This window comes from Streptomyces longhuiensis, from assembly GCF_020616555.1.
Lineage (GTDB): Bacteria > Actinomycetota > Actinomycetes > Streptomycetales > Streptomycetaceae > Streptomyces > Streptomyces longhuiensis.
The window spans coordinates 5,183,544-5,207,679 of the sequence record NZ_CP085173.1; the positions used below are offsets into that span (position 1 = coordinate 5,183,544).

General features: G+C 69.9%; 19 protein-coding genes. 9 read left to right on the top strand and 10 right to left on the bottom strand.

Features of this window, described 5'->3' with window-relative positions:
* Position 1: 1 nt before the first annotated feature.
* From LGI35_RS23990 to LGI35_RS24015, 5 genes are all read right to left on the bottom strand, one after another.
* Positions 2-1,390, bottom strand: a complete 1,389-nt coding sequence (locus LGI35_RS23990; protein ID WP_227296332.1) for an FG-GAP-like repeat-containing protein — start codon at positions 1,388-1,390, stop codon at positions 2-4.
* A gap of 123 nt (positions 1,391-1,513) precedes the next feature.
* Complete coding sequence (locus LGI35_RS23995; protein ID WP_227296334.1) at positions 1,514-2,986, bottom strand: FG-GAP and VCBS repeat-containing protein; 1,473 nt, start codon at positions 2,984-2,986, stop codon at positions 1,514-1,516.
* 199 nt (positions 2,987-3,185) lie between these two features.
* Positions 3,186-4,568 carry an FG-GAP-like repeat-containing protein gene (locus LGI35_RS46150; RefSeq protein WP_264484684.1) on the bottom strand — a complete coding sequence of 461 codons (1,383 nt, stop codon included), beginning with the start codon at positions 4,566-4,568 and terminating at the stop codon, positions 3,186-3,188.
* 126 nt (positions 4,569-4,694) lie between these two features.
* On the bottom strand, positions 4,695-5,918 hold the full coding sequence (locus tag LGI35_RS24010; RefSeq protein WP_481007111.1) for an FG-GAP repeat domain-containing protein: 1,224 nt from the start codon (positions 5,916-5,918) through the stop codon (positions 4,695-4,697).
* A 292-nt stretch (positions 5,919-6,210) separates the two neighbouring features.
* Positions 6,211-8,493: a (Fe-S)-binding protein gene (locus LGI35_RS24015; RefSeq protein ID WP_227296338.1), complete on the bottom strand. Its 2,283-nt coding sequence runs from the start codon at positions 8,491-8,493 to the stop codon at positions 6,211-6,213.
* Positions 8,494-8,768: 275 nt separating this feature from the next.
* Between LGI35_RS24015 and LGI35_RS24020 the strand changes: the two genes are divergently transcribed.
* The 6 genes from LGI35_RS24020 to LGI35_RS24045 all read left to right on the top strand — a co-directional run bounded on the left by LGI35_RS24020 (position 8,769) and on the right by LGI35_RS24045 (position 15,716).
* On the top strand, positions 8,769-9,800 hold the full coding sequence (locus LGI35_RS24020) for an MraY family glycosyltransferase (protein WP_227296339.1): 1,032 nt from the start codon (positions 8,769-8,771) through the stop codon (positions 9,798-9,800).
* Positions 9,801-9,960: 160 nt separating this feature from the next.
* On the top strand, positions 9,961-11,814 hold the full coding sequence (dnaK, locus tag LGI35_RS24025) for a molecular chaperone DnaK (protein ID WP_116511850.1): 1,854 nt from the start codon (positions 9,961-9,963) through the stop codon (positions 11,812-11,814).
* Positions 11,811-12,515 carry a nucleotide exchange factor GrpE gene (grpE, locus tag LGI35_RS24030; RefSeq protein ID WP_227296341.1) on the top strand — a complete coding sequence of 235 codons (705 nt, stop codon included), beginning with the start codon at positions 11,811-11,813 and terminating at the stop codon, positions 12,513-12,515. The genes dnaK and grpE overlap by 4 nt, the downstream gene beginning before the upstream one ends.
* A gap of 33 nt (positions 12,516-12,548) precedes the next feature.
* Positions 12,549-13,739 (top strand): molecular chaperone DnaJ, encoded by a 1,191-nt coding sequence (gene dnaJ, locus LGI35_RS24035; RefSeq protein WP_227296343.1) that lies wholly within the window; start codon positions 12,549-12,551, stop codon positions 13,737-13,739.
* Positions 13,740-13,743: 4 nt separating this feature from the next.
* A complete protein-coding gene (locus tag LGI35_RS24040; RefSeq protein WP_116511846.1) occupies positions 13,744-14,208 on the top strand; it encodes a heat shock protein transcriptional repressor HspR in 465 nt (154 codons plus the stop codon).
* Between the two features lie 380 nt (positions 14,209-14,588).
* Positions 14,589-15,716, top strand: coding sequence for a sugar ABC transporter substrate-binding protein (locus tag LGI35_RS24045; protein ID WP_227296351.1), 1,128 nt, complete (start codon positions 14,589-14,591; stop codon positions 15,714-15,716).
* 142 nt (positions 15,717-15,858) lie between these two features.
* Here LGI35_RS24045 and LGI35_RS46155 read toward each other — a convergent pair whose 3' ends face one another.
* The 3 genes from LGI35_RS46155 to LGI35_RS24055 all read right to left on the bottom strand — a co-directional run bounded on the left by LGI35_RS46155 (position 15,859) and on the right by LGI35_RS24055 (position 18,162).
* Positions 15,859-15,984: a hypothetical protein gene (locus tag LGI35_RS46155; protein ID WP_264484685.1), complete on the bottom strand. Its 126-nt coding sequence runs from the start codon at positions 15,982-15,984 to the stop codon at positions 15,859-15,861.
* A gap of 193 nt (positions 15,985-16,177) precedes the next feature.
* Positions 16,178-17,155, bottom strand: a complete 978-nt coding sequence (locus LGI35_RS24050) for a helix-turn-helix transcriptional regulator (protein WP_227296353.1) — start codon at positions 17,153-17,155, stop codon at positions 16,178-16,180.
* 23 nt (positions 17,156-17,178) lie between these two features.
* Positions 17,179-18,162 (bottom strand): helix-turn-helix domain-containing protein, encoded by a 984-nt coding sequence (locus tag LGI35_RS24055; protein ID WP_227296355.1) that lies wholly within the window; start codon positions 18,160-18,162, stop codon positions 17,179-17,181.
* Between the two features lie 309 nt (positions 18,163-18,471).
* Here LGI35_RS24055 and LGI35_RS24060 point away from each other — a divergent pair, with 309 nt between their 5' ends.
* Entirely contained in the window at positions 18,472-18,816 is a 345-nt protein-coding gene (locus LGI35_RS24060) for a Rieske (2Fe-2S) protein (protein ID WP_227296357.1), read from the top strand.
* 100 nt (positions 18,817-18,916) lie between these two features.
* Here the strand turns inward: LGI35_RS24060 and LGI35_RS24065 are convergent, their stop codons facing one another.
* Complete coding sequence (locus LGI35_RS24065) at positions 18,917-19,345, bottom strand: pyridoxamine 5'-phosphate oxidase family protein (RefSeq protein ID WP_227296358.1); 429 nt, start codon at positions 19,343-19,345, stop codon at positions 18,917-18,919.
* Between the two features lie 141 nt (positions 19,346-19,486).
* On the opposite strand from LGI35_RS24065, the gene clpB reads away from it, so the two are divergent.
* Both clpB and LGI35_RS24075 read left to right on the top strand, forming a co-directional pair.
* On the top strand, positions 19,487-22,102 hold the full coding sequence (gene clpB / locus LGI35_RS24070) for an ATP-dependent chaperone ClpB (RefSeq protein WP_227296360.1): 2,616 nt from the start codon (positions 19,487-19,489) through the stop codon (positions 22,100-22,102).
* A 192-nt stretch (positions 22,103-22,294) separates the two neighbouring features.
* The gene (locus tag LGI35_RS24075; RefSeq protein ID WP_116511832.1) at positions 22,295-22,834 is read left to right on the top strand and encodes a type III secretion system chaperone family protein; all 540 of its coding nucleotides are present in this window, start codon (positions 22,295-22,297) and stop codon (positions 22,832-22,834) included.
* A 16-nt stretch (positions 22,835-22,850) separates the two neighbouring features.
* Here the strand turns inward: LGI35_RS24075 and LGI35_RS24080 are convergent, their stop codons facing one another.
* Positions 22,851-24,062, bottom strand: coding sequence for a hypothetical protein (locus LGI35_RS24080; RefSeq protein ID WP_376219946.1), 1,212 nt, complete (start codon positions 24,060-24,062; stop codon positions 22,851-22,853).
* Positions 24,063-24,136 lie beyond the last annotated feature (74 nt).

Consider the following 24,136-nt stretch of genomic DNA (forward strand, 5'->3'; position numbering starts at 1 on the left):
GTCAGTCGGTGAGTTCGGACCAGTAGAAGCCGGTGAGTTCCGGGGCCTGGACGAGGAACGAGGCCGTGCCGGTCGGGCCCGATGCCGTGCCGGGCAGAAGGTAGAGGCGGTTCACCTCGGGGGCGGACGCGACCAGTTCGGCGCGCCCGTCGCGGTTGAAGTCGCGCAGCTGGACAGAGGCGCCGAGCCAGCCCTCCTCGGTGGTCTCGCCCTCGACGCCCGGCGTGGCGTAGTCGTACCAGCGGGAGTTCGTGCCGGTGACGCCGGAGGAGGTGCCGCGCAGGACGGTGACGCCGCCCGCGCGGAACGGGCCGTCGCCGATCATCTCGCCCTTCACGCCGACGGCCAGGTCCGGATATCCGTCGCCGTTCGTGTCCGCGGCCGAGACGTCGCTGCCGAAGGAGTCCGAGAGCTCCGGGGAGCCCGCGATGCCGGACGTGGACTGGGTGATCTTCTTGGCGGAGGCGCTCGGGCCGGTGGACGTGCCGGGCAGGATGTAGACCGCGCCGCCCGTGCTGGTGCGCGGGGCGCCGACGGTCAGGTCGCCGTAACCGTTCTTGTCGTAGTCGGCGATGGTGACCGAGGCCTCCATGAGGGAGGCGGCGGCGGGCAGGCTGACCTTCTTGGTCTTGGTGGGGCCGCTCGATGACCCCTTGTAGAACCAGACGCGGTTGCTGTCGGTGTCCCAGTCGTCGCCGAGGACCGCGAAGTCGGCGGTGCCGTCCTTCGTGACGGTGCCCGCGACGACGCGGTCGGGGGAGATGTTCTCGCCGTCGATCGGGTCGAGGTTGGTGGCGCTGCCGCGCGAGCCCGACTTGGTGAACGGGCCGCGCAGGTACCAGATGTTGTCGTCGTCGACGGTCACGACGTCCTGCTTGCCGTCGGCGTTGAAGTCACCGACGGCGAGGTCCTTGACGAACCCCTTGTCCGGGTACTTGGGGTTCTTGTACGCGCTGCCGCTGGTCAGGCCGGACGCGGAGCCCCACAGGACGGTGAACGTGCCGTGGTAGCTGCCGTCGTTCTCGCCGGGTGCCGTGGCGATCACGTCGGCGTAGCCGTCGCTGTTGAGGTCGCGGGTGGTGATGTCGGTGCCGAACCCGTCGCCGGCCTCCGCCGAGCCGGGGATGCCGGCGCTGTTCTGGGAGACGGTGGTGTGCCGGGACGCCGGACCGAGGCCGGTGGCGGAGCCGTACACGACGACGACGGCACCCGCCTTCGAGGCCCCGCCGACCGTGGCACCGCGGTCGCCGACGGCGAGGTCGCGATAGCCGTCGCCGTTGAAGTCGTCCGCGGACGCCGCGGTGGCGGCTGTCGCCGGGGTGGTGAGGGCCGCGGGGGCGAGCAGGCCGGAGGTCACGGCTGCTGCCAGGGCTAGGGCGCGCTTGCGCATGGTGTCGGGCTTTCCTGGAGTCAGGGGAGGCCGGGCCCGCGACGGGGGCGCTGCCCGGCCGGCCGGGGATGGCGCATGGGCCCGCACCGAAGCGGTGCGGGCCCAACTGTGGTGACAAGGCCGTCAGTTGGCCGCGTTGCCGCCCAGCTGCGGGTACGCGTCCGTCGAGATGGCGAGGGACGTCGCCGAGAAGGAGCGGGCGCCCGTCGTGGTGATCTTCGTGCCGTTCGACGGGAGGTAGGTCAGTGCGCCGTTGCCGCTGTTCTCGCCGTACGCGCCGATCGTCAGGTCGGCCTTGCCGTCGCCGGTGACGTCGGTGAGCTTGACCTCGTTGCCGAAGTAGTCCTTCGTCTCGTCCGAGCCGGGGACGCCGGCCGTGGACTGGGCGAAGAACTGGCCGCCGGACTGCGTGTCGATGCCGTTCGCCGAGCCGTAGAGGACCGTCACGGAACCGGTGTCGGTGACGCCGCCCAGGTTCTCGCCGGCGGCGCCGACGACCAGGTCCTGGTAGGTGTCGCCGTTGATGTCGCCGAGGGACAGCTCGCCGCCGAAGTCGTCGCCGCGCTCGGAGCCGCCGGGCACGTTGCCGGTGTCCTGGCTGATGGCGGTGGTGGTGGCGGGGCCGCTCGCCGAGCCGTACGTGATGTTGACCTTGCCGCCGTCGGTCGACTCGGTCGGGTCGGGGGACCCGTCCGTGGGCTCGTCCCACTGCTGGCCGGTCACGATGTCGCCGAAGCCGTCGCCGTTCACGTCACCGATGTCGGTGATGACGCCGGGCTTCAGCGTCTGCGCCGACGAGACGACGAGGCCGGACGCGCTGCCGGGGATGTAGTAGTTGGTGTTCCAGCCCTCGCTGGTGTTCGTCTCGAAGCCGTCGACCACGAGGTCGGTGGCGCCGTCGCCGTTCACGTCACCCGCCGTGAGGGTGAGCGGGCCGGTGCCGTCGCCGGACTGGATCGGCGGCTTGAGCGTGTAACGGCCGCCCGCCGTACCGGTCTTGGCGATGCCGCCCTTGTAGACGTAGACCGTGGCGGCCGAGGAGCCGACGGCGAGGTCATCCTTGCCGTCGCCGTCGAAGTCGCCGGCGGCGAGCGTCTTGCCCCACTGGTCGTGGGAGGAGACGGCGGGGTCCGCGATCGTCGTGCCGCCGGTGAGGCCCGACGGGGAGCCCCACATGATCATGACGGTGCCGCCGTCGGTGTCGCCGTCCACGTCCTCGTAGCGCGCGGACGTGGCCAGGTCGTCGTAGCCGTCGGCGTTGAAGTCGCCGTACGCGCTGACCCAGCCGAAGCCGTCGTTCGTCTCGGCGGTGCCGGGGACGCCCGCCGTGTTCTGGCTGACGGTCTTGCGGGTGGCGGCGTTCAGGCCGTTCGCGGAGCCGTACAGGGCGACGAACTGGCCGGCGCCCTTCTTGCCGCCGACCGTCGCCCAGCCGGCGGAGAACGCGACGTCCCCGATGTGGTCGCCGTTGAAGTCGGCCTCGTGGTGGTGGACGGAGTCGGCGGCGAGGGCCGAGCCCGTGGAGAGGGAGAGCAGCCCGCCCGTCAGCGCGACCGCGGCGGCCGAGGCGAGGGCGATACGTATGGGCTTGTGCATGCGGGATTCTCCTGCAGCATGCGGGGATGCCTGGCGGGCATCCGCAGTCAATGGGGTGCGTTCCGCGGGCGTTTGCCGGGAGTTGTCCCAGGCGTGGCCCTGCGGTTGGCGAACAGGAGACTCGTAGGGAGGCCGGAGGGTTGTATGTGGTTCACACTTATTTCCGGCCGCCCGGTTTTTCGGTGTTCTCGGGGCTTGTTCAGCGCAGGACCGACCCGAAGGCGCGCCCCGCTCCGCTCGTCGCCGTCCCGAAGTCCGCGCCGTTGAAGGACGTGGCGTACGACGTGGTGACGTACGGGACCGCTCCGCGCAGGACCCAGACGGCGCCCGCGTCGGCCGCCGTGCCGATGTCCTCGCCGTTCGCGCCGATCGCCAGGTCGGCCCGGCTGTTCTTGTTGATGTCCTTGAAGCGCAGGGACGAGCCGAAGTGGTCGCCCGCCTCCGGGACGCCGGGCACCCCGGCCGTGTCCTGGTGGTAGGCGCGGCCCGCGCCGAGCCCTCCGGTGCCGCCCTTGAGGACGGTGACGCTGCCCGTTCCCGTGACCGTGCCGACGCTCTCGCCGGGCGCGCCCACGGCGATGTCCGCGTACCCGTCGTGGTCGAGGTCGCCGGCGCTCACGGCGGCGCCGAAGCGGTCCTCCGGCTCGTCGGCGCCGGGCACGCCCGCCGAGTCCTGCGTGTACGTCTTCGTGGCCCCGAAGGAGCCCTGCCCGCCGTAGCGCACGGTGACCGAGTTCGCGGCGGCGTTGCCGGTGACGAGGTCGGTGTAGCCGTCGCCGTTCACGTCGGCGACCGCGGCCGCTTCCCGGGTGGCGCGCGGGTCGTCGCCCTCGGCGAGTACGCCCGAGTAGTAGCCGATGTCGCCGACGCCGCCCTTCATGTACACGGTGTAGGGCTTGCCGTCGGCGCGCTCCCCGTACAGGACGTACGTGTAGCCGTCCTTGGAGAGGAACGTGGCCGCCTCCATGCCCTCCAGGCGGACGCCCTCGGGGAGGAAGTCGACCTCGGGCGCGATGGCGCGGGTCGGGTCCGCGCTCTCGGCGTAGTACCACCAGCTGTCGGAGCTGATCACGGCGAGGTTGGCGGATCCGTCCTCGTCGATGTCGACGAAGGAGGCGGCCTCACCGAAGCGTTCGGTGTCGGTGGTGGGGGAGTTGAGGACCTTTGCGCCCCGGTCGAAGGCCCGGGGGCCGCCCCGGACGATGGTGACGGAGCCCGTGGTGTTGCCGGTGACCCGCTCGCCGGGCGCGCCGACTATCAGGTCCGCGTAGCCGTCGTCGTCGACGTCGCCCGAGGTGACGTTCTCGCCGAACTCGTCCTCCGGCTCGGTGACTCCGGGTACCCCGGCCGTGTTCTGGGTGACGGTCACGGAGCGGGACGGGCTCACGCCGCTCGCGGAGCCGAACGTGACCGTGACGGAGTTCGCGCCCGGGGTGCCGACGGCCAGGTCGCGGTAGCCGTCGCCGTTGAAGTCGTCCTTGAGCGTGGTGGCCGCGGAGGCGGTTCCGGCGAGCGGCAGGGTGAGTCCGGCCGCCGCGACGACGGCGGCACCTGCGGCGATGACGAGCTTGCGGATACGCACGAGAAGCACTCCCGGGAAATGGGGGGAACGGGTTCCGGGGGTGTGACGCGTGGGGTGAGGGGATGGTTGTGTCCGGGTGGCCGTGCGGTGAATGGCGGATGCGGGGGCGGAGGTGGCCGCGCTCTCTCAGAACTCCGCTGTGGAGAAGGTGACTTGGGGCCTGCCGGTCAGGAGCGAGCCGCCCTTGGCTCCGGGGTACACGGCGATCGTGTCCGTGCTCTCGCCGCGGTACGTGCGGACCACGAGGTCGGCGCGTCCGTCGCCGTCGAGGTCGGTCGCCTCGAGGACCTGGGTGGTGCCGGCGGCCTCGGGAGTGACGGTCACGGCCGCCCCGCCGTTCGCGGGCAGGATCTTCGGGGCCTTCGACGCGCCGCCGGACACGACGAGTTCGGCCACGCCGTCCCCGTCGAAGTCACCCGCGGTGACGGCCGTTCCGGTGGCCTTGAGGACGGGGGCGCCCGGCCGGGAGAGGGTGACCCCGGAGGCTGTGAGCAGCGCGGTGTCCGCGCCGGCGCCCTTGGTGAAACGGCCGACGGCGAGGCCGAGGCCGGACGGCAGGGCGTCGCCGGAACGGGCCGGTCCCTGCGGACCGCCCAGCACGATCCGCGACGGCGACGAGCCGCCGGAGGTACGGCGCACGAGCAGGTCGTCGTACCCGTCGCGGTCGATGTCGAAGGCGGGGCCCACGGGTACGTTGCCGGGCGCGGTCAGCGGCTTCCCGGCCGCGCGCGGGGCGCCCTTGCGGGTGAAGGGTCCGCGCAGGAAGCTCAGCCGCCCGCCGCTCGCGTGCACCGTGAGGTCGACCGAGCCGTCCCCGTCGAAGTCGCCGCACACCGGCTGGTCCGGCCAGTCGTTGCCGAACCGCGCCTGCCCGGGCACGACGAGTTTCACGCCCCGGTGGGTGAGCCCGCCCGGGCCGCCGAAGAGGATCTGCAGCGGCACCGGCGGCTGCCCCTGCCCGTCGAAGGGCGGATCCGTCGACACGACCAGATCGGTGAAGCCGTCCTTGTCCAGGTCGCAGCTCGCCTCGGAGTCGAACGCGGCGGGCGTCTCGCCCTCGGTCGGCGCCGCGTACTTCGTGGGGCGCAGCAACTGCCGCGCCCCGGGCACGAGTCCGTGACCCTTCTTCCCGTACACGACCCCGATCCCGGCGTCGTCCCCGAGCCCGTCGTGCACGAGGTCGTCGAGTACGAGGTCGGGGGCGCCGTCGCCGTTGAAGTCGTCCGGCACCTTGCTGCCGCGGCCGCGCGGGACGGGGAGTGCGGCGCCGGACTTGCCGGCCATGGCCACGGGGTGGTGCTTGGCGGCGGGCTTGTCGTCGCCGCCGCAGCCGGTGACGGCGGCGACCATGAGCAGGGCGCACCCCGCCGCGGCCCTGTGTATCGCGGCGCTGCGGCCGCCCCGTATGCCCACCATCGCCTCTGACCCCGCCCGCCTCATGCGCCACTTGACCCGTTCATGATGCCGTTGGGGTGAGGGAGGGGGTAGGGGCGGGTCCTGCCGGTTCGGTCACGGAGTGCGGCACCTGTCCGGTGAGCGACCCTCCTGTGTCCTGTGAACGCCCCTCCGCGTACGCCGAAGGGGCCGACCAGGTCTCCCCGGTCAGCCCCTTCGCGTACGTCGGTACGGAACTACGGAACCGCTACTTCACCGGCTCCGGCTCCGGTGCGTCCTCGGTCTCCTGCGAACCCGCCGGGTCGACCGGCGTCTTCACGGAGTCGAGGAGCAGCTGGGCCACGTCGACGACGGTGACGGACTCCTTGGCCTGGCCTTCGTTCTTCTTGCCGTTGACGGAGTCGGTGAGCATGACGAGGCAGAACGGGCAGGCGGTGGAGACGATGTCGGGGTTCAGCGACAGGGCCTCGTCGACGCGCTCGTTGTTGATGCGCTTGCCGATCCGCTCCTCCATCCACATCCGCGCGCCGCCGGCGCCGCAGCAGAAGCCGCGTTCCTTGTGGCGGTGCATCTCCTGCTGGCGCAGGCCCGGGACGGCGTCCATGATCTGCCGCGGGGGCGTGTAGACCTTGTTGTGACGGCCCAGGTAGCACGGGTCGTGGTAGGTGATCAGGCCCTCGACCGGGGTGACGGGGATGAGCTTGCCCTCGTCGATGAGGTGCTGGAGCAGCTGGGTGTGGTGGATCACTTCGTAATCGCCGCCGAGCTGCGGGTACTCGTTGCCGATGGTGTTGAGGCAGTGCGGGCAGGTCGCGACGATCTTCTTCGCGGACTTCGGCTTGGCGGACTCGGGGACGACCTTGCCGTCGTCGTCGAGTTCCTCGCCGAACGCCATGTTCAGGGCCATGACGTTCTCCTGGCCGAGCTGCTGGAACAGCGGCTCGTTGCCCAGGCGGCGCGCGGAGTCACCGGTGCACTTCTCGTCGCCGCCCATGATCGCGAACGTGACGCCCGCCATGTGCAGCAGCTCCGCGAAGGCCTTGGTGGTCTTCTTCGCGCGGTCCTCCAGGGAGCCGGCGCAGCCGACCCAGTAGAGGTACTCGACCTCGGTGAGGTCCTCGATGTCCTTGCCGACGACGGGGACCTCGAAGTCGAGTTCCTTGAGCCATTCCAGGCGCTGCTTCTTGGCCAGGCCCCAGGGGTTGCCCTTCTTCTCCAGGTTCTTGAGCATCGTGCCCGCCTCGGACGGGAACGCGGACTCGATCATCACCTGGTAGCGGCGCATGTCGACGATGTGGTCGATGTGCTCGATGTCGACCGGGCACTGCTCGACGCAGGCGCCGCAGGTGGTGCAGGACCACAGGACGTCCGGGTCGATGACGCCGTTCTCTTCGAGGGTGCCGATCAGCGGCCTCTCGGCCTCCGCGAGAGCCGCGGCCGGAACGTCCTTCAGCTGCTCTGCGGTCGCCTTCTCCTCGCCCTCCATCGACTTGCCGCCACCGGCGAGCAGGTAGGGGGCCTTGGCGTGCGCGTGGTCACGCAGCGACATGATCAGCAGCTTCGGCGAGAGCGGCTTGCCGGTGTTCCACGCGGGGCACTGCGACTGGCAGCGCCCGCACTCGGTGCAGGTGGAGAAGTCCAGCAGGCCCTTCCAGGAGAACTGCTCGACCTGGCTGACACCGAAGACGTCGTCCTCGCCCGGGTCCTCGAAGTCGATCTCCTTGCCGCCGCTGGTCATCGGCTGCAGCGCGCCCAGCGCCGTACCGCCGTCCGCCTCACGCTTGAACCAGATGTTCGGGAACGCGAGGAAGCGGTGCCAGGCGACACCCATGTCGGTCTTCAGGGCGACCGTGATCATCCAGATGAAGGAGGTCGCGATCTTCAGCCCGGCGAAGAAGTACGTGAGGTTCTGTAGCGTGGAGACGTCCATGCCGCGGAACCAGGAGACGACCGGGTACGAGATGAAGAACGAGGCCTCGTAGCTGTCCACATGGTGCTGGGCGCCCTCCAGGGCGTGCAGCGTGAAGATGCAGATGCCGACGATGAGGATGACGGCTTCGACGAAGTACGCCTGGCCGGTGTTGGATCCGGCGAAGCGGGACTTGCGGCCCGGCCGGTCCGGCCGGTTCAGCTGCCGGATGACGATCAGCGTCAGGATCCCGAGGGCCGTCATCGTGCCGAGGAACTCGACGAAGACGTTGTACGGGGCCCATTCACCGATGATCGGGAGCAGCCAGTCGGCCTGGAAGAGCTGGCCGATGGCGTTCACGATCGTCAGCAGCAGCGAGAAGAAGCCCACCGCCACGAACCAGTGCGCCACACCGACGATGCCCCAGCGGTTCATCCGGGTGTGGCCGAGGAACTCCTTGGCCACCGTCACGGTGCGCTGTACGGGTTCGTCGGTGCGGGTGCCGGCGGGGACGTTCTGGCCGAGCCGCATGAAGCGGTAGATCTGCGCGATGGCTCGGACGAACAGTGCGACGCCGACCACGATCAGGACCAGCGACACGATGATCGCGGCGAGTTGCATTCGGGGGCTCCTCGGGCCTGCGAGGGTGGATATTCAGCGATTACTAAGCGGTAACTTATTTCAGTCCATGCTGAGACTACCCACTTGTGTGGCCGCACTGTAGCCAGCAGGGCGGTGATCTGCGTCGCTGAGGCAACCCTCGGTCGACAGCGAAAGCAGATCGTGTTATTCACCCCATATTGCGACATAAGCGACTAGCTTATGAAGGTCTCCGGCCGGGCGTGCCCCTCCGGTGTCACCCCGATACCGCAAACCGAGCTGACGGGACGTCCGCCGTGTCCTACGGGATCGCCGCCGCCGCGACCGCCCTGCTGGTGGCCTCCGCCCTCACCGCCCTGCTGCGTCTCGTCGCCCTGCGCACCGGATTCACCGTCCGGCGGATCGGCCGCACGGGACGGCGGACGCCGCGCCTGGGAGGTGCCGCCGTCGCCACGGTGACGGCCGCCGTCACCACCGTCGGAGCTTCGACCGGACTCGCCCCGCTCGGCTCCGGCATGCTCACGCTGCTGATCGCGGCCGGGGTCGTGGCCGCGCTCGGGTTCCTCGGCGATGTGCGCCCGGTGGGGGCGCGGGCCCGCGTCGTCGTCGAGGCGGGGGCGGCGACCCTCGTCGTGCACGACGCTCAACTCGGCTTTCTCGTCGGCGCGTTGGCCGTCCTGTGGATCGTCTTCGTCACCAACGCCTGCCGGTTCATCGACACCTCGGACGGGGTGCTCGGCACCGTCGCCGTCGTGACCGCGCTCGGTCTGAGCGCCTGCGCCGCCGCCGGAGGGCTCGGCCCGCTCGCCGCGATCCTCGGGGTGCTCGCGGCGGCGCTCACCGGGTTCCTCATGCACAACTGGTACCCCGCTCGCATGCACCTCGGGGGCTGCGGGTCCCTGTTCACGGGCTTCCTCCTGGCATCCGCTGCGGTCCTGGTGAACGCGGGGCACGAGGCGCTCCCCGGCGCGGGCTCGCTGTTCGCCGTGACGGTCGTGGTGACCGCGGACGCGGCCCTGGTGGCGGTGTCGCGGCGGCGCGCGGGGCGGCCTCTGTTCCAGGGCGGCGCGGACCACATCGCCCACCGGCTCCGCCGGCTCGGCCTCACCCCGACGGGCGTGGCGGTGGTGCTCGGTGCCGCGTCGCTGGCCGGTGCGGTGACCGCGCTCCTGCTGCACGACGGGACGCTGGGCCCGCTGGCCGCGCTCTGGCCGGTCTGCGCGGCGGCCGGGTCGGTCGCCGCGCTGCTGCGGGTGCCGGTCTACGGGGTGCGGCGGCGCGGTCACCGGCCCGTACGGACCGCTGTGGTGGACGTCGCACGTTCGTGACGAAGGTTCTGGAGTAGGGGCTGACCTGCGCAGATGTCTCGGGTGCCCATAAGGGCCACATAAAAGTTGAGTCGGCTCGACTCAGCTCTGTTGACCGAACAGCGGTCGTCATGCATCCTTGAGCCAGATCCACTCAAGTAGTCATGCTGGAGGAATTGAAATGGCACGTGCGGTCGGCATCGACCTGGGCACGACTAACTCCGTCGTCAGCGTTCTCGAAGGCGGCGAGCCCACCGTCATCACCAACGCCGAGGGCGCCAGGACCACGCCGTCCGTCGTCGCCTTCGCCAAGAACGGTGAGGTGCTCGTCGGAGAGGTCGCGAAGCGCCAGGCGGTCACCAACGTCGACAGGACGATCCGTTCGGTCAAGCGCCACATGGGCACTGACTGGAAGATCGAGATCGACGGCAAGAGCTTCAACCCGCAGCAGATGAGCGCCTTCATCCTGCAGAAGCTGAAGCGCGACGCCGAGGCGTACCTGGGAGAGAAGGTCGCGGACGCGGTCATCACCGTCCCGGCGTACTTCAACGACTCCGAGCGCCAGGCGACGAAGGAGGCCGGCGAGATCGCCGGTCTGAACGTCCTGCGCATCGTCAACGAGCCGACGGCCGCCGCCCTGGCCTACGGTCTCGACAAGGACGACCAGACCATTCTCGTCTTCGACCTCGGTGGCGGCACCTTCGACGTGTCGCTCCTCGAGATCGGCGACGGCGTCGTCGAGGTGAAGGCCACGAACGGCGACAACCACCTCGGTGGTGACGACTGGGACCAGCGCGTCGTCGACTACCTGGTCAAGCAGTTCAACAACGGCCACGGCGTGGACCTCTCCAAGGACAAGATGGCGCTCCAGCGCCTGCGCGAGGCCGCCGAGAAGGCGAAGATCGAGCTCTCGTCCTCGACCGAGACCACGATCAACCTGCCCTACATCACGGCGTCCGCCGAGGGCCCGCTGCACCTGGACGAGAAGCTCACGCGCGCCCAGTTCCAGCAGCTCACGTCCGACCTCCTGGAGCGCTGCAAGACGCCGTTCCACAACGTCATCAAGGACGCGGGCATCCAGCTCTCCGAGATCGACCACGTCGTTCTCGTCGGTGGCTCGACCCGTATGCCCGCCGTCGCGGAGCTCGTCAAGGAGCTGACCGGCGGCCAGGACGCCAACAAGGGCGTGAACCCGGACGAGGTCGTCGCCATCGGCGCCGCCCTGCAGGCCGGTGTCCTCAAGGGTGAGGTCAAGGACGTCCTGCTCCTCGACGTGACCCCGCTGTCCCTCGGCATCGAGACCAAGGGAGGGATCATGACGAAGCTCATCGAGCGCAACACCACGATCCCGACCAAGCGTTCCGAGATCTTCACGACGGCCGAGGACAACCAGCCGTCCGTGCAGATCCAGGTCTACCAGGGCGAGCGCGAGATCGCGGCGTACAACAAGAAGCTCGGCATGTTCGAGCTCACCGGTCTGCCGCCGGCCCCGCGTGGTGTCCCGCAGATCGAGGTCGCCTTCGACATCGACGCCAACGGCATCATGCACGTGACCGCGAAGGACCTGGGCACGGGCAAGGAGCAGAAGATGACCGTCACCGGCGGCTCCTCGCTGCCGAAGGACGAGGTCGACCGGATGCGCCAGGAGGCCGAGCAGTACGCGGACGAGGACCACCGTCGCCGCGAGGCCGCCGAGACCCGCAACCAGGGCGAGCAGCTCGTCTACCAGACGGAGAAGTTCCTCAAGGACAACGAGGACAAGGTCCCCGGCGAGGTCAAGACCGAGGTCGAGGAGTCGCTCACCGAGCTGAAGGAGAAGCTCAAGGGCGAGGACACCGCCGAGATCCGCACCGCCACCGAGAAGGTCGCCGCCGTCTCGCAGAAGCTGGGCCAGGCCATGTACGCCGACGCCCAGGGCGCGCAGGCCGCCGGCGGTCCCGAGGCCGGTGCCCCGGGCGACGGCCAGAAGGCCGCTGACGACGACGTCGTCGACGCCGAGATCGTCGACGAGGACCGCAAGGACGGTGCCGCGTGACGGAGGAGACCCCGGGCTTCAGCGAGAGCGACGAGCCTGACGTCCCTTCCGGCGCCACCCCCGACGACGCCGAGCCGAAGGCCGCTCCCTCGCCCGACAAGGGTGAGGGGGCGGCCCCGGCCGGGGACGCAGCAGCATCGGCAGGAGCCGCTTCGTCGGTTCAGAACGTAGGCCTGACGGCTCAGCTGGACCAGGTACGCATGGCGCTCGGTGAGCGCACGGCGGACCTCCAGCGGCTCCAGGCCGAGTACCAGAACTACCGTCGCCGGGTGGAGCGGGACCGGGTCACGGTCAAGGAGATCGCGGTCGCGGGCCTCCTGGCCGAGCTCCTGCCCGTACTCGACGACATCGGCCGTGCCCGTGAGCACGGCGAGCTGGTCGGCGGCTTCAAGTCGGTCGCCGAGTCGCTCGAGATGGTCGCCGCCAAGATGGGGCTCCAGCAGTTCGGCAAGGAGGGCGAGCCCTTCGACCCGACGATCCACGAGGCCCTGATGCACTCGTACGCGCCGGACGTCACCGAGACGACCTGCGTCGCGATCCTGCAGCCGGGCTACCGGATCGGCGAGCGCACCATCCGCCCCGCGCGGGTGGCGGTGGCCGAGCCGCAGCCCGGGGCCCAGCCGGCCAAGGGCGAGTCCTCCAAGGGCGGGGAATCGGCTGCCGCCGACGACAAGGAGAGCGGTGGCCCGGACGAGGGCTGACGTCAGTAAGCAGCGAGAGGAGGGACGTCGAGGATGAGCACGAAGGACTTCATCGAGAAGGACTACTACAAGGTCCTCGGCGTCCCCAAGGACGCCACCGACGCCGAGATCAAGAAGGCGTACCGCAAGCTCGCCCGTGAGAACCACCCCGACGCCAACAAGGGCAACCTCAAGGCGGAGGAGCGCTTCAAGGAGATCTCCGAGGCGAACGACGTCCTCGGTGACCCCAAGAAGCGCAAGGAGTACGACGAGGCGCGCGCCCTGTTCGGCAACGGCGGATTCCGTCCGGGGCCGGGCGGGGCGGGCGGCGGCACCTTCAACTTCGACCTGGGCGACCTCTTCGGAGGCAACCCCCAGGGCGGTACGGCAGGAGGTGCCGGCGGGTTCGGCGGCGGACTCGGGGACGTCTTCGGCGGCCTGTTCAACCGGGGCGGCGCGGGCACCGGCACGCGCACGCAGCCGCGCCGCGGCCAGGACATCGAGTCCGAGGTCACCCTCAGTTTCACCGAGGCGGTCGACGGGGCGACGGTGCCGCTGCGCATGTCGTCGCAGGCGCCCTGCAAGGCCTGTTCCGGCACCGGCGACAAGAACGGCACACCGCGCGTGTGCCCGACCTGCGTCGGCACGGGCCAGGTCTCGCGCGGCGGAGGCGGCGGTTTCTCGCTGACCGACCCGTGCGTGGACTGCAAGGGCCGCGGCCTGATCGCGGAGACACCCTGTGAGGTCTGCAAGGGCTCGGGCCGTGCGAAGTCCTCCCGGACGATGCAGGTCCGCATCCCGGCGGGCGTCTCGGACAACCAGCGCATCCGGCTGCGCGGCAAGGGCGCACCGGGCGAGCGCGGCGGCCCCGCGGGCGACCTGTACGTGGTCGTGCACGTGGACTCCCACCCGGTCTTCGGCCGCAAGGGCGACAACCTCACGGTCACGGTCCCGGTCAGCTACCCGGAGGCCGCGCTCGGGGGCGAGGTCAAGGTCCCCACGCTCGGCGGGCCCCCGGTCACGCTCAAGCTGCCCCCGGGCACGCCGAACGGGCGGACGATGCGGGCCCGCGGCAAGGGCGCTGTCCGCAAGGACGGCACGCGTGGCGATCTGCTCGTCACGGTGGAGGTCTCGGTCCCCACGGATCTGACCGACACCGCGAAGGACGCCCTCGAGGCGTACCGAAAGGCGACTGCGGACACCGATCCGCGGGCAGAACTGTTCCAGGCCGCGAAGGGAGCATGAGCGTATGGACGGCCGTCGACGACAGAGTTCCTTTGTTGGCAGGGCCTATGAGCTGACCGACGAGACTCCGGTCTATGTCATCTCGGTGGCCGCCCAGCTCAGCGGGCTGCATCCGCAGACCCTGCGCCAGTACGACCGTCTCGGCCTGGTCTCCCCGGACCGCACGGCGGGCCGCGGCCGGCGCTACTCGGCCCGTGACATCGAGCTGCTCCGCCAGGTGCAGCAGTTGTCGCAGGACGAGGGCATCAATCTCGCGGGTATCAAGCGCATCATCGAACTGGAGAACCAGGTCGCGGCGCTTCAGCAGCGGGTCGCGGAACTCTCGACGGCGGTCGAGGGCGCCGCGGCGGCGATGCAGCAGCGCGAGGCGGCCGTGCACGCCTCCTACCGGCGGGACCTGGTCCCGTACCAGGAGGTCCAGCAGACGAGCGCGCTGGTGGTGTGGCGGCCCAAGCGGTCGTCCGAGTAGCGCGGACAAGCGGGTGTGAAGCCGGTGTGAAAGGGGCCGGGAGGTGAGAACCTCCCGGCCCCTTTCGTGTGCGCCGTCGTATGCGCTCTCCCGTGCGTCTTCGGGTGCGCACGGGCTGGTCAGAGCTGGTGAAGACGGCACGGAGGTCATGTGTTCGAACAGTGAGTTTGCTCACCGGGTGGGCCGGTGCGGCGGGGGTGCGAGAGCCGGGACTGGTGCGGCTACTGGAGTTACCCCGAGTACGGGCGAGTTCACCTCCGGAACGCACGGACCCGATCACGAGTCGTTACGGATTCACCTCTTGACGCTGCGATTCAGGCCGAGTTGGCTTCCAGCCACCTCGGCCGCAACGACGCGGTCACTTCAGGGAGGTATGGAAAGTGAATCCGCGTACGAAGCGCGCCGCATTCGTCGGCGTGGCGTCCGCCATGGCAGTGGCCCTCACCGGGTGCGGGAGCAACTGGCTCGAGCCGGACAACGACTCCGCGGGCAAGGCGTCCGCCCGGCAGAACCAGGACCTGAAGATCGGCGTCCTCCTGCCGGAGAAGGAGACCGCGCGCTACGAGAAGTTCGACTATCCGCACATCAAGAAGGAGGTCGAGGACCTCACCGGCGGCAAGGGCCGGGTCCTCTACGCCAACGCGGAACAGAACGCGAAGCGCCAGGAGAGACAGGTCGACCAGATGATCGCCGACCGGGTCGACGTACTGATCCTGGACGCGGTCGACTCCAAGTCCATCGCGGGATCGGTCAAGAAGGCCAAGGACGCGGGCATCCCCGTCATCGCCTACGACCGCCTGGCCGAGGGCCCCGTCGACGGCTATGTGTCGTTCGACAGCGACCAGGTCGGCCATGTGCAGGGCATGGCGCTTCTCAAGGCCCTGGGCAGCAAGGCGTCCAAGAACAGCCGGATCGTCATGATGAACGGCTCGGTCACCGACCCGAACGCCGCGCTCTACAAGGACGGCGCCCTGGCCGAGCTCAAGGACCAGGTGACGATCTCGAAGTCGTACGACACCAAGGACTGGAAGCCGGAGAACGCGCGGACCAACATGGCGGCCGCGATCCAGGCCGTCGGCGCGCAGAACATCGCCGGTGTCTACTCCGCGAACGACGGCATGGCCGGCGGCATCATCACCGCCCTCAAGGCCGCCGGTGTCACCGACCTCCCGCCGGTGACCGGCCAGGACGCCGAACTCGCCGCCGTCCAGCGCATCGTGTCGGGCGACCAGTACATGACGGTCTACAAGCCGTATCCCGAAGAGGCCTCCACCGCCGCGCAGATGGCTGTCCTCTTCGCGCAGCAGCGCGACATCGAGTTCAACGCGCTCGCAAAGGACCGCGTCGACAGCCCCACGACCCCGAACGTGCCGTCGCTCCTGGTCCAGGTCGTCCCGATGACGCAGAGCAACATCAAGTCGACGGTGGTCAAGGACGGGATCTACAAGGTCGGGGACATCTGCACGGCGAAGTACAGGGCGGACTGCGCGCGCATCGGGCTGAAGTAGGCCGGCGGACGGCACGGCGCCCCTCGGCCCGGGGCGCCGTGCCGGATCAGCTGCCGGAGATCGTGAACTCGGCCGTGTTGTCGGCCGGGCGAGGGCCGAAGGCCGAGATGCGCAGATCCGGGTTGTCGTGCCGCGTCGCGACCTAACCCTTCGCGCCGCCGTCGACGACGCGGTCGACGCGCAGCGTGAAGTCGAACGTCGAACGGGCCTTCTCCCAGAGCAGGATCGGCGTCCGGCACGTGTCCAGAGCAGGATCGGCGCCCGGCACGTGTACGGCCGGGGCCTGCCTCGCCGCAGCCGGCGGGCTTGCCGGTGACGGTCGTGCCCTCCGGGGTTCTGCGACCTGGTCTTCTCCCTGTGCCGAGGTGCGGGCGGACGGGAGTTGGGCCGGCGGGGGTGGGGGTTGGCTGTACGGAGATCCACTTCGCACGTTCGCGGGCCGCCGGATTCTTTCGCGAAGGTCAGCGGTCCTGTTCCAGCATCCCGGACTGGCCGATGAGATAGCCCAGTTGGGCCCGGCTGTCGCTGCCGAGCGTGCTGGCGAGCTTGGCGATGTGGACGCGGACGGTGCGGATGTTCATGCCGAGGCGTTCGGCGATGACGGCGTCCGTGTGGCCCTCGATGAGGAGGGCGGCGATGGTGAGCTGGCGGGAGGTGACGCCGTCCTTCGCCGGGGGCTGCTGCGCGGCTACGGGGAACATCGGCGTGGCCAGCCGCCACAGCCGCTCGAACGTCGTCACGAGGTAGGAGATGAGGGCGGGGTGGCGTATCTCCAGGGCCACGGTGCGGTCCGTGTTGGCCGGGATGAACGCGACGGTCCGGTCGAGCAGGACGAGGCGCTCGGTGACCTCGTCGAGGGTGCGGACCGCCACGTCGCCGCGCAGCTGTTCGTAGTGGGCCAGCACGGCGGGGGAATGCCGCGAGGTGTGCTGGTAGAGGGTGCGCATCCGGCATCCCCTGGCGAGCAGTTCCTGCTCGATCGGGCGGGCCGCGGCAAGCCCGGCGGGAGGGCGCCCGCCCCCGGGCTGGATGGTGAGGAGCTCCTGGGTGGCGACCGCGCTGGCCTCGCCGATGGCGTCGTTGATCCGCTGGAACCCCAACAGCACATGGATCATCGGTGAGTTCTGAAAGGACGCCCGCTCGGCGTCGAGCGCCATGAGCGGTGCGAACGCCTTGGCCAGTTTCGCCTCCCGGTGCCGCTGGTGCGCGATCTCGTCCTCGATGCCCCCCAGCAGTCCCGGCAGGGCCACGGAGGGCGGCACGGGGCGCTGCCACCGGGAGTCGTCCGGATCCGCGCGCAGCAGCCCGAAGTCGATGAGGCACGGCACGGCCGCGGCGTCCTCGTCCTTCACGCGGCCCTCGCGCAGGGCCCGGGAGTAGAGCGCCGTACCGGCGGCGCACAACTCCTCGGCTCCGTGAGTGTGGGCCTCGGCGGTCACGTGTGGCTCTCCTCGGTCGACATTCAGTGATCCTGGTCGAGGATTCCCGACTGCGCTATCAGAAAGCCGAGTTGCGCGCGGCTTCCGCTGCCCAGCGCGGCCGCGAGCTTGGCGATGTGGGCTCTGCAGGTGCGTACGTTCATGCCCAGGCGGCGGGCGATGGCCTCGTCCACGTGGCCTTCGATCAGCAGCTTGGCGATCGACCGCTGGACCCCGGTGATGCCGTCGGTCGGGGGCGCGTAGGGGGTCTCCTCCAGGAGGGGGACCGCGCGGCGCCACAGTTGCTCGAAGACCTTGGCCAGGTATTCGACGAGGCCGGGATGGCGCAGTTCCAGGGCGACCGGATGGTCTCCGGGGACCGGTATGAACGCCACGGTCCGGTCGAAGACCATCAGCCGTTCTATGAGTTCCTCGAGGGTGCGTATCTCCACGTTGCCCTTGGCCATGTGCTCGGCGTACACGAGAGTTCCCTGGCTGTGCCGGGCCGTGTGCTGGTAGAGCGTGCGCATGGTGATGCCGCGCGCGATGACCGCCTGGCCCCGCTCGAGTGCCTCCGTCAGGGAGTGCTCGCTGCGCCCGCCGCCGGGCTGGACCGTGAGGATCTCGGACTGGCACTCGGCGATGGCGAGTTCGATGGCCGAATTGATCCTGTTGATTCCTTCGAGCACGGTGACGGCGTGCGTGGTGGGCAGATCCTGCGCACTGATGGCCATGAATGGCTCGAAGTAATCGGTCAGTTCGACCGCCAGGCTTCTCCGCTCCTGGATTTCCCGTTCGATGGGGTGGAGGCGCTGTGCCAGGGCGGCGGCGGGCGGAACCGGGCGGAGCCAGCCGGCGTCATCCGGGTCTGGGTGGAGAAGGGCGAAATCCATCAGGCAGGGAGCGGCCGTCACTTCGCTTCGGGCGATGCGTCCGGAACGCAGAGCGCTGGCGTACAACCGCCTGCCCTCGTCGCACAGTTCAGTCGTGGCATGAGGATGTGTCCGATGTGTGTCATTCGTGGCCATAGATCCACCCCCCAGGGTCCTGAACGTGCAGGAACATGATGCATCGATCCTGTGGTGTTTGGATGGCCGAATGAGCCATCGTCTAGTGAGTCGGGGGAGAGAAGCCATGGAAGTGAGGACGAAGCCCACTATGTGCAAGAAAATGCTTCGCTCGGTGATGGCTGTTGCCTTCTCCGCCGGTTTGGCTTTCGGTGTGCTCAGCACCCAGGACCTCTCCTGGAGTGGCACACCCGCCACTCACGCGTCCGCCGGCAAGAACATCGCGCCTCCGGATCTTTCCTGGAGTGTCGCTCCTGTGGACGCGGCCGCATGACCACTCCGCCCGACGACAGAACATTTCGCCGTGAGATGGCGACCGCCTACCGTTCCGGGTGGCATTTCATCGACCTCGCCACGGCGATTCCCCATCGCGGCGATTCGTTGATGGTCACCCTGTTCGGCGAGCCGATCGTCGTCGTGCGGGACGAGTACGACGACGAGGAGATCCGGGCCTACCGGTGTCTTCGCCGCCCTCGGGGCGCCCCGCAGCCCGTGCGGTGCGCCGTCAGATACGGAATGGTCTTCGTCAACCTCGACCAGCGTGACCACCAGCTGGTCCGGGAGGCGGGACCGGAAGTTCCGCGTACCACCTCAGCCACCCCCCGCAGTGCCTGACGCGATTCCCCCGTCGTTGTAGATCGCGCAGGTGCTTCCCCCCGCAGCGGCGCCACCGTGGACCTGAACACGGTGGCGCCGCTGCAGCTTTGTGCGGCCGTCACGACGGTGACCCGTTGCCCGTCGCCCGCGTCAGCGTGATCTCGATGGCGACCCGGTTCGGGTTCGGCGCGGGCACGCGCTCGTAGCGCTCCGCGTACCGGCGTACCGCCTCCGCGACGCGGTCCGGCTCCGTGCGGACCACCGCGAGCCCTTCGAGGGTCGCCCAGCGCCGGCCGTCGACCTGGCAGACCGCGACCCGGGCCCCGCCCTCCTCCGCCGCGGACCCCGCGAGCACGTGCGACACCTTCGCGCTCGCCTTGTTCGCGATCACCCGCGCGAGACCCGCCTCGGGGTCGTACGTGACGCCGACCGGCACGACGTGCGGGGTGCCGTCGGGGCGCAGGGTCGTCAGCGTGCACAGGTGCCGTTCCCGCCAGAAGCCGAGAAAGGTCGGGTCGGGGTTCAGGGGGTCGTTCCGCTTGGCCATGCTCCGGAAGATATCCCCGTTCCAGGACATATCCCGCCCCGGGATACCCGGCTCGCACCCTTGAGTGGAATCGACTCAACTTTGTGTATGCTTTCAGGGTCAGTGTGCTGGAGAGTCGGACGCCAGGAGGAGAGTGCGCACGTGGACGCCGAGCTGACCAACCGGAGCCGGGACGCGATCAACGCGGCCACCAGTCGGGCCGTGTCCGGAGGGCACGCGGATCTGACCCCGGCGCATCTGCTTCTGGCACTCCTCGAGGGTCAGGACAACGAGAACATCACGGACCTGCTGACGGCCGTGGAGGCCGATCAGGCCGCCGTGCGGTCCGGGGCCGAGCGCGTCCTCGGCGCGCTGCCCAGCGTGACCGGTTCGACCGTCGCGCCGCCCGGACCCAACCGGGACCTGCTGGCGGTCATCGCCGACGCGGCGCAGCGTGCCAAGGAGCTCGGGGACGAGTACCTCTCCACCGAGCATCTGCTGATCGGCATCGCCGCGAAGGGCGGCACTGTCGCCGACGTACTGACGGAACAGGGGGCGAGCGCCAAGAAGCTGCTCGCCGCCTTCGAGAAGAACAGGGGAGGGCGCCGGGTGACCACACCCGACCCCGAGGGCCAGTACAAGGCCCTGGAGAAGTTCGGCACCGATTTCACCGCCGCCGCGCGCGAGGGCAGGCTCGACCCCGTCATCGGGCGCGACCAGGAGATCCGGCGTGTGGTGCAGGTGCTGTCCCGCCGTACGAAGAACAACCCCGTCCTGATCGGTGAGCCCGGCGTCGGCAAGACCGCCGTCGTCGAGGGGCTCGCCCAGCGCATCGTGAAGGGGGACGTGCCGGAGTCGCTCAAGGACAAGCGGCTCGTCTCGCTGGACCTGGGCGCGATGGTCGCCGGCGCGAAGTACCGCGGCGAGTTCGAGGAGCGCCTCAAGACCGTCCTCTCCGAGATCAAGGAGAGCGACGGGCAGGTCATCACGTTCATCGACGAGCTGCACACGGTCGTCGGGGCGGGCGCGGGCGGCGACTCGTCGATGGACGCGGGCAACATGCTGAAGCCGATGCTCGCGCGCGGCGAGCTGCGCATGGTGGGCGCGACCACGCTCGACGAGTACCGCGAGCGGATCGAGAAGGACCCGGCCCTGGAGCGCCGCTTCCAGCAGGTGCTGGTCGCCGAGCCGACCGTCGAGGACTCGATCGCGATCCTGCGCGGTCTGAAGGGCCGGTACGAGGCCCACCACAAGGTCCAGATCGCCGACAGCGCGCTCGTCGCCGCCGCGTCGCTCTCCGACCGGTACATCACCTCCCGCTTCCTGCCGGACAAGGCCATCGACCTCGTGGACGAGGCCGCGTCCCGGCTGCGCATGGAGATCGACTCGTCGCCCGTCGAGATCGACGAGCTCCAGCGCGCCGTCGACCGGCTGAAGATGGAGGAGCTGGCCCTCTCCAAGGAGACGGATCCGGCCAGCAAGCAGCGCCTGGAGAAGCTGCGGCGCGACCTCGCCGACAAGGAGGAGGAGCTGCGCGGCCTCACCGCCCGCTGGGAGAAGGAGAAGCAGTCCCTCAACCGCGTCGGTGAGCTGAAGGAGAAGCTCGACGAGCTGCGCGGCCAGGCCGAGCGCGCCCAGCGCGACGGCGACTTCGACACCGCCTCCAAGCTCCTCTACGGCGAGATCCCCACCCTGGAGAGGGACTTGGAGGCCGCCACGGAGGAAGAGGAGGAGGCGTCCAAGGCCGACACGATGGTCAAGGACGAGGTCGGCCCGGACGACATCGCGGACGTGGTGGCGGCCTGGACCGGTATCCCGGCCGGGCGGCTCCTGGAGGGCGAGACGCAGAAGCTGCTGCGCATGGAGGACGAGCTCGGCAAGCGCCTGATCGGGCAGACCGAGGCCGTACGGGCGGTGTCCGACGCCGTGCGCCGCACCCGGGCCGGGATCGCCGACCCCGACCGGCCGACCGGATCCTTCCTGTTCCTCGGCCCGACCGGCGTCGGCAAGACCGAACTGGCCAAGGCGCTCGCCGACTTCCTGTTCGACGACGAGCGGGCCATGATCCGCATCGACATGAGCGAGTACGGCGAGAAGCACTCCGTGGCGCGTCTCGTCGGCGCCCCTCCCGGCTACGTCGGGTACGAGGAGGGCGGTCAGCTCACCGAGGCGGTGCGCAGGCGCCCGTACAGCGTCGTCCTGCTCGACGAGGTCGAGAAGGCGCACCCGGAGGTCTTCGACGTCCTGCTCCAGGTGCTCGACGACGGCCGCCTGACGGACGGCCAGGGCCGCACGGTCGACTTCCGCAACACGATCCTCGTGCTCACCTCGAACCTCGGCAGTCAGTTCTTGAGCGGACACAGCCTCGTGGAGCCGACGACGAGTGAGGAGCAGAAGAAGCAGCAGGTCCTGGAGGTCGTACGGGCTTCGTTCAAGCCCGAGTTCCTCAACCGGCTCGACGACCTCGTCGTCTTCTCCGCGCTGAACAGGGAGGAGCTGGAGCGGATCGCGAAGCTGCAGATCGGCCGGCTCGCGAAGCGGCTCGCCGAGCGGCGGCTCACGCTGGACGTCTCCGACGCCGCACTGGCCTGGCTCGCCGACGAGGGCAACGACCCCGCGTACGGCGCGCGGCCGCTGCGCCGCCTCGTGCAGACGGCGATCGGCGACCGGCTCGCGAAGGAGATCCTGTCCGGCGAGGTCACCGACGGCGACACGGTCCGCGTGGACGCTTTCGGCGACGGTCTGATCGTGGGCCGGGCCACCGGAAAGACGCTGTAACGCGCGGCGAACGCCGATGCCGCGCCGGGTCGTGGCCCTGCCGCTCGGGAAGACGAGCGGCAGGACCACTGCTCTGTGGGGGTGATCCGGTCACGCCGGGCGGGAACTCGGTCCGATCCAACCGCTTGGGGGTTGTCACTTCGCACCCGGCATGGGGGAGGATGGCGGAATCCGTACGAAGGGACCAAGCACGTGAGCATCGACCCGTCCTCGATTCCGAATTTCGGGGGACAGCCCCAGCAGCCGCAGGGCTCAGGACCGGCGGGCCCCGTCGTCCCCGACCAGGACCTCGTCAAGCAGCTCCTCGAGCAGATGGAGCTCAAGTACGTCCTCGACGAAGAGGGTGACCTCGCGGCTCCGTGGGAGGAGTTCCGCACGTACTTCATGTTCCGCGGCGAGGACGACCAGCAGGTCTTCTCGGTGCGGACGTTCTACGACCGCCCGCACGACCTCGAGACCAAGCCGGCGCTCCTCGAGACCATCGACGACTGGAACCGCCGCACCCTGTGGCCCAAGGTCTACAGCCACACCCACGACGACGGCACGGTCCGCCTCATCGGTGAGGCGCAGATGCTCATCGGCACGGGTGTCAGCCTGGAGCACTTCGTGTCGTCGACGGTCAGCTGGGTGCGCGCCGCCATCGAGTTCGACCGCTGGCTGGTCGAGCAGCTCGGCCTGGAGCAGGCCGTGGACTCCGCCGCCGACGACGAGAAGCCGTCCGACGACGAGTAGGCACGTCGGCGACCGATCACAGGGGCCTGTGCGCGAACGCGACCAGATACGTCCCGTAGGCAAGTGAGAGCCCGGCCAGGGCGCCCGTCACCAGAAGGGCGCTGCGTGGCCGGGCTTTCGCCGTTCGCGCCAGCGCGAGGGCCAGCGGCAGCAGCAGCGGGAACGCGGGCAGCAGGAAGCGCGGCTTGGACGGGAAGAAGCCGGCGCCGCCGAGCGCGATGAGCAGGAGTACGCCGCTGTAGACGATGAGCGGCAGCGGGGCGGCCCGCTCGGCGATGAGCAGCGCGAACAGCAGCACCGCGGCGGCGACGATCACGAGCGTCACGGGGTAGACGAAGCGGTCGCCCCGGAGCAGCAGATGCCGTACGACGCGCAGCGCGCCGACGCCGTAGTCGAAGCGCGAGCCCCAGTCCCGCTGCACGGCGAAGTAGCCGCCGAGTGGGTCGCCTTTTTGGACGCCGACCCACAGGACGTAGCCGGTCCAGCCGAGCGGGGCGATCGCGGCGCCTGTCCACAGCCTGTGGGAAACGTTTCTGCCGCGCTTGTGGATCACCTCGTACGCCGCCGTGACGAGGACCGCGGCGGCGACCGCGAAGCCGTTGGGGCGGGACACCCCGGCCAGCGAGGCGAGCGTGCCCGCCCAGATCCACCGGCCGGTCAGCACCGCGTACAGGGACCAGGCGGCGAAGGCGGTGAGCAGCGGCTCGGTGTACGCCATCGTGAGGATCACGGAGTGCGGCAGCAGCCCCCACAGCAGGACCAGGAAGACGGCGACGGGCCGCGAGTGCAGGCGCACCCCGATCGCGTAGATCCCGGCCGCCGCGGCCAGGGACGCGGTCCAGGCGATGAGCATCCCCGTGGCGCCGCCGCTGAGCGGGAGCACGGTCCCCACCGCGCGGACCAGGCCGGGATAGAGCGGGAAGAACGCGAGGTCGTTGAAGATGATGCCGGGTTTGTAGTGGACGGAGCGGCCGTATCCGTTCGCGGCGATCCTGAGGTACCAGAGCGAGTCCCAGGACCGGCCGAGCAGGGCGCCGGAACTCTTTCCGGTCAGCGGGGCGGCGACCGCCATCGCGACGACACCGGCGAGCCGGACCGCGGCGAACAGAGCGAGTGTGGTGAGCAGGGGAGCGGCGGCCCTGAGTCGGGCCGAGCGGGAACGTGGTCCGGCGCCGGGCTCCGAGACGGGGACGGTGGCGGAGGCCGGGCCGAGTTGCTGCTGGGTCACATCTCCGCACCCTGCTGGCACCTCGCGGGGCGCGCGAGCCGGGAGGGTCCGCACGGGTGTGAACGGGGGACGGT

Excerpts from the sequence above, each read along its gene's own strand:
- LGI35_RS23990 (WP_227296332.1), bottom strand. The coding sequence starts at position 1,390 with ATGCGCAAGCGCGCCCTAGCCCTGGCAGCAGCCGTGACCTCCGGCCTG.
- LGI35_RS23995 (WP_227296334.1), bottom strand. The coding sequence starts at position 2,986 with ATGCACAAGCCCATACGTATCGCCCTCGCCTCGGCCGCCGCGGTCGCG.
- LGI35_RS24010 (WP_481007111.1), bottom strand. The coding sequence starts at position 5,918 with ATGGTCGCCGCCGTCACCGGCTGCGGCGGCGACGACAAGCCCGCCGCC.
- LGI35_RS24015 (WP_227296338.1), bottom strand. The coding sequence starts at position 8,493 with ATGCAACTCGCCGCGATCATCGTGTCGCTGGTCCTGATCGTGGTCGGC.
- dnaK (WP_116511850.1), top strand. The coding sequence starts at position 9,961 with ATGGCACGTGCGGTCGGCATCGACCTGGGCACGACTAACTCCGTCGTC.
- dnaJ (WP_227296343.1), top strand. The coding sequence starts at position 12,549 with ATGAGCACGAAGGACTTCATCGAGAAGGACTACTACAAGGTCCTCGGC.
- LGI35_RS24040 (WP_116511846.1), top strand. The coding sequence starts at position 13,744 with ATGGACGGCCGTCGACGACAGAGTTCCTTTGTTGGCAGGGCCTATGAG.
- LGI35_RS24055 (WP_227296355.1), bottom strand. The coding sequence starts at position 18,162 with ATGGCCACGAATGACACACATCGGACACATCCTCATGCCACGACTGAA.
- LGI35_RS24060 (WP_227296357.1), top strand. The coding sequence starts at position 18,472 with ATGACCACTCCGCCCGACGACAGAACATTTCGCCGTGAGATGGCGACC.
- LGI35_RS24065 (WP_227296358.1), bottom strand. The coding sequence starts at position 19,345 with ATGGCCAAGCGGAACGACCCCCTGAACCCCGACCCGACCTTTCTCGGC.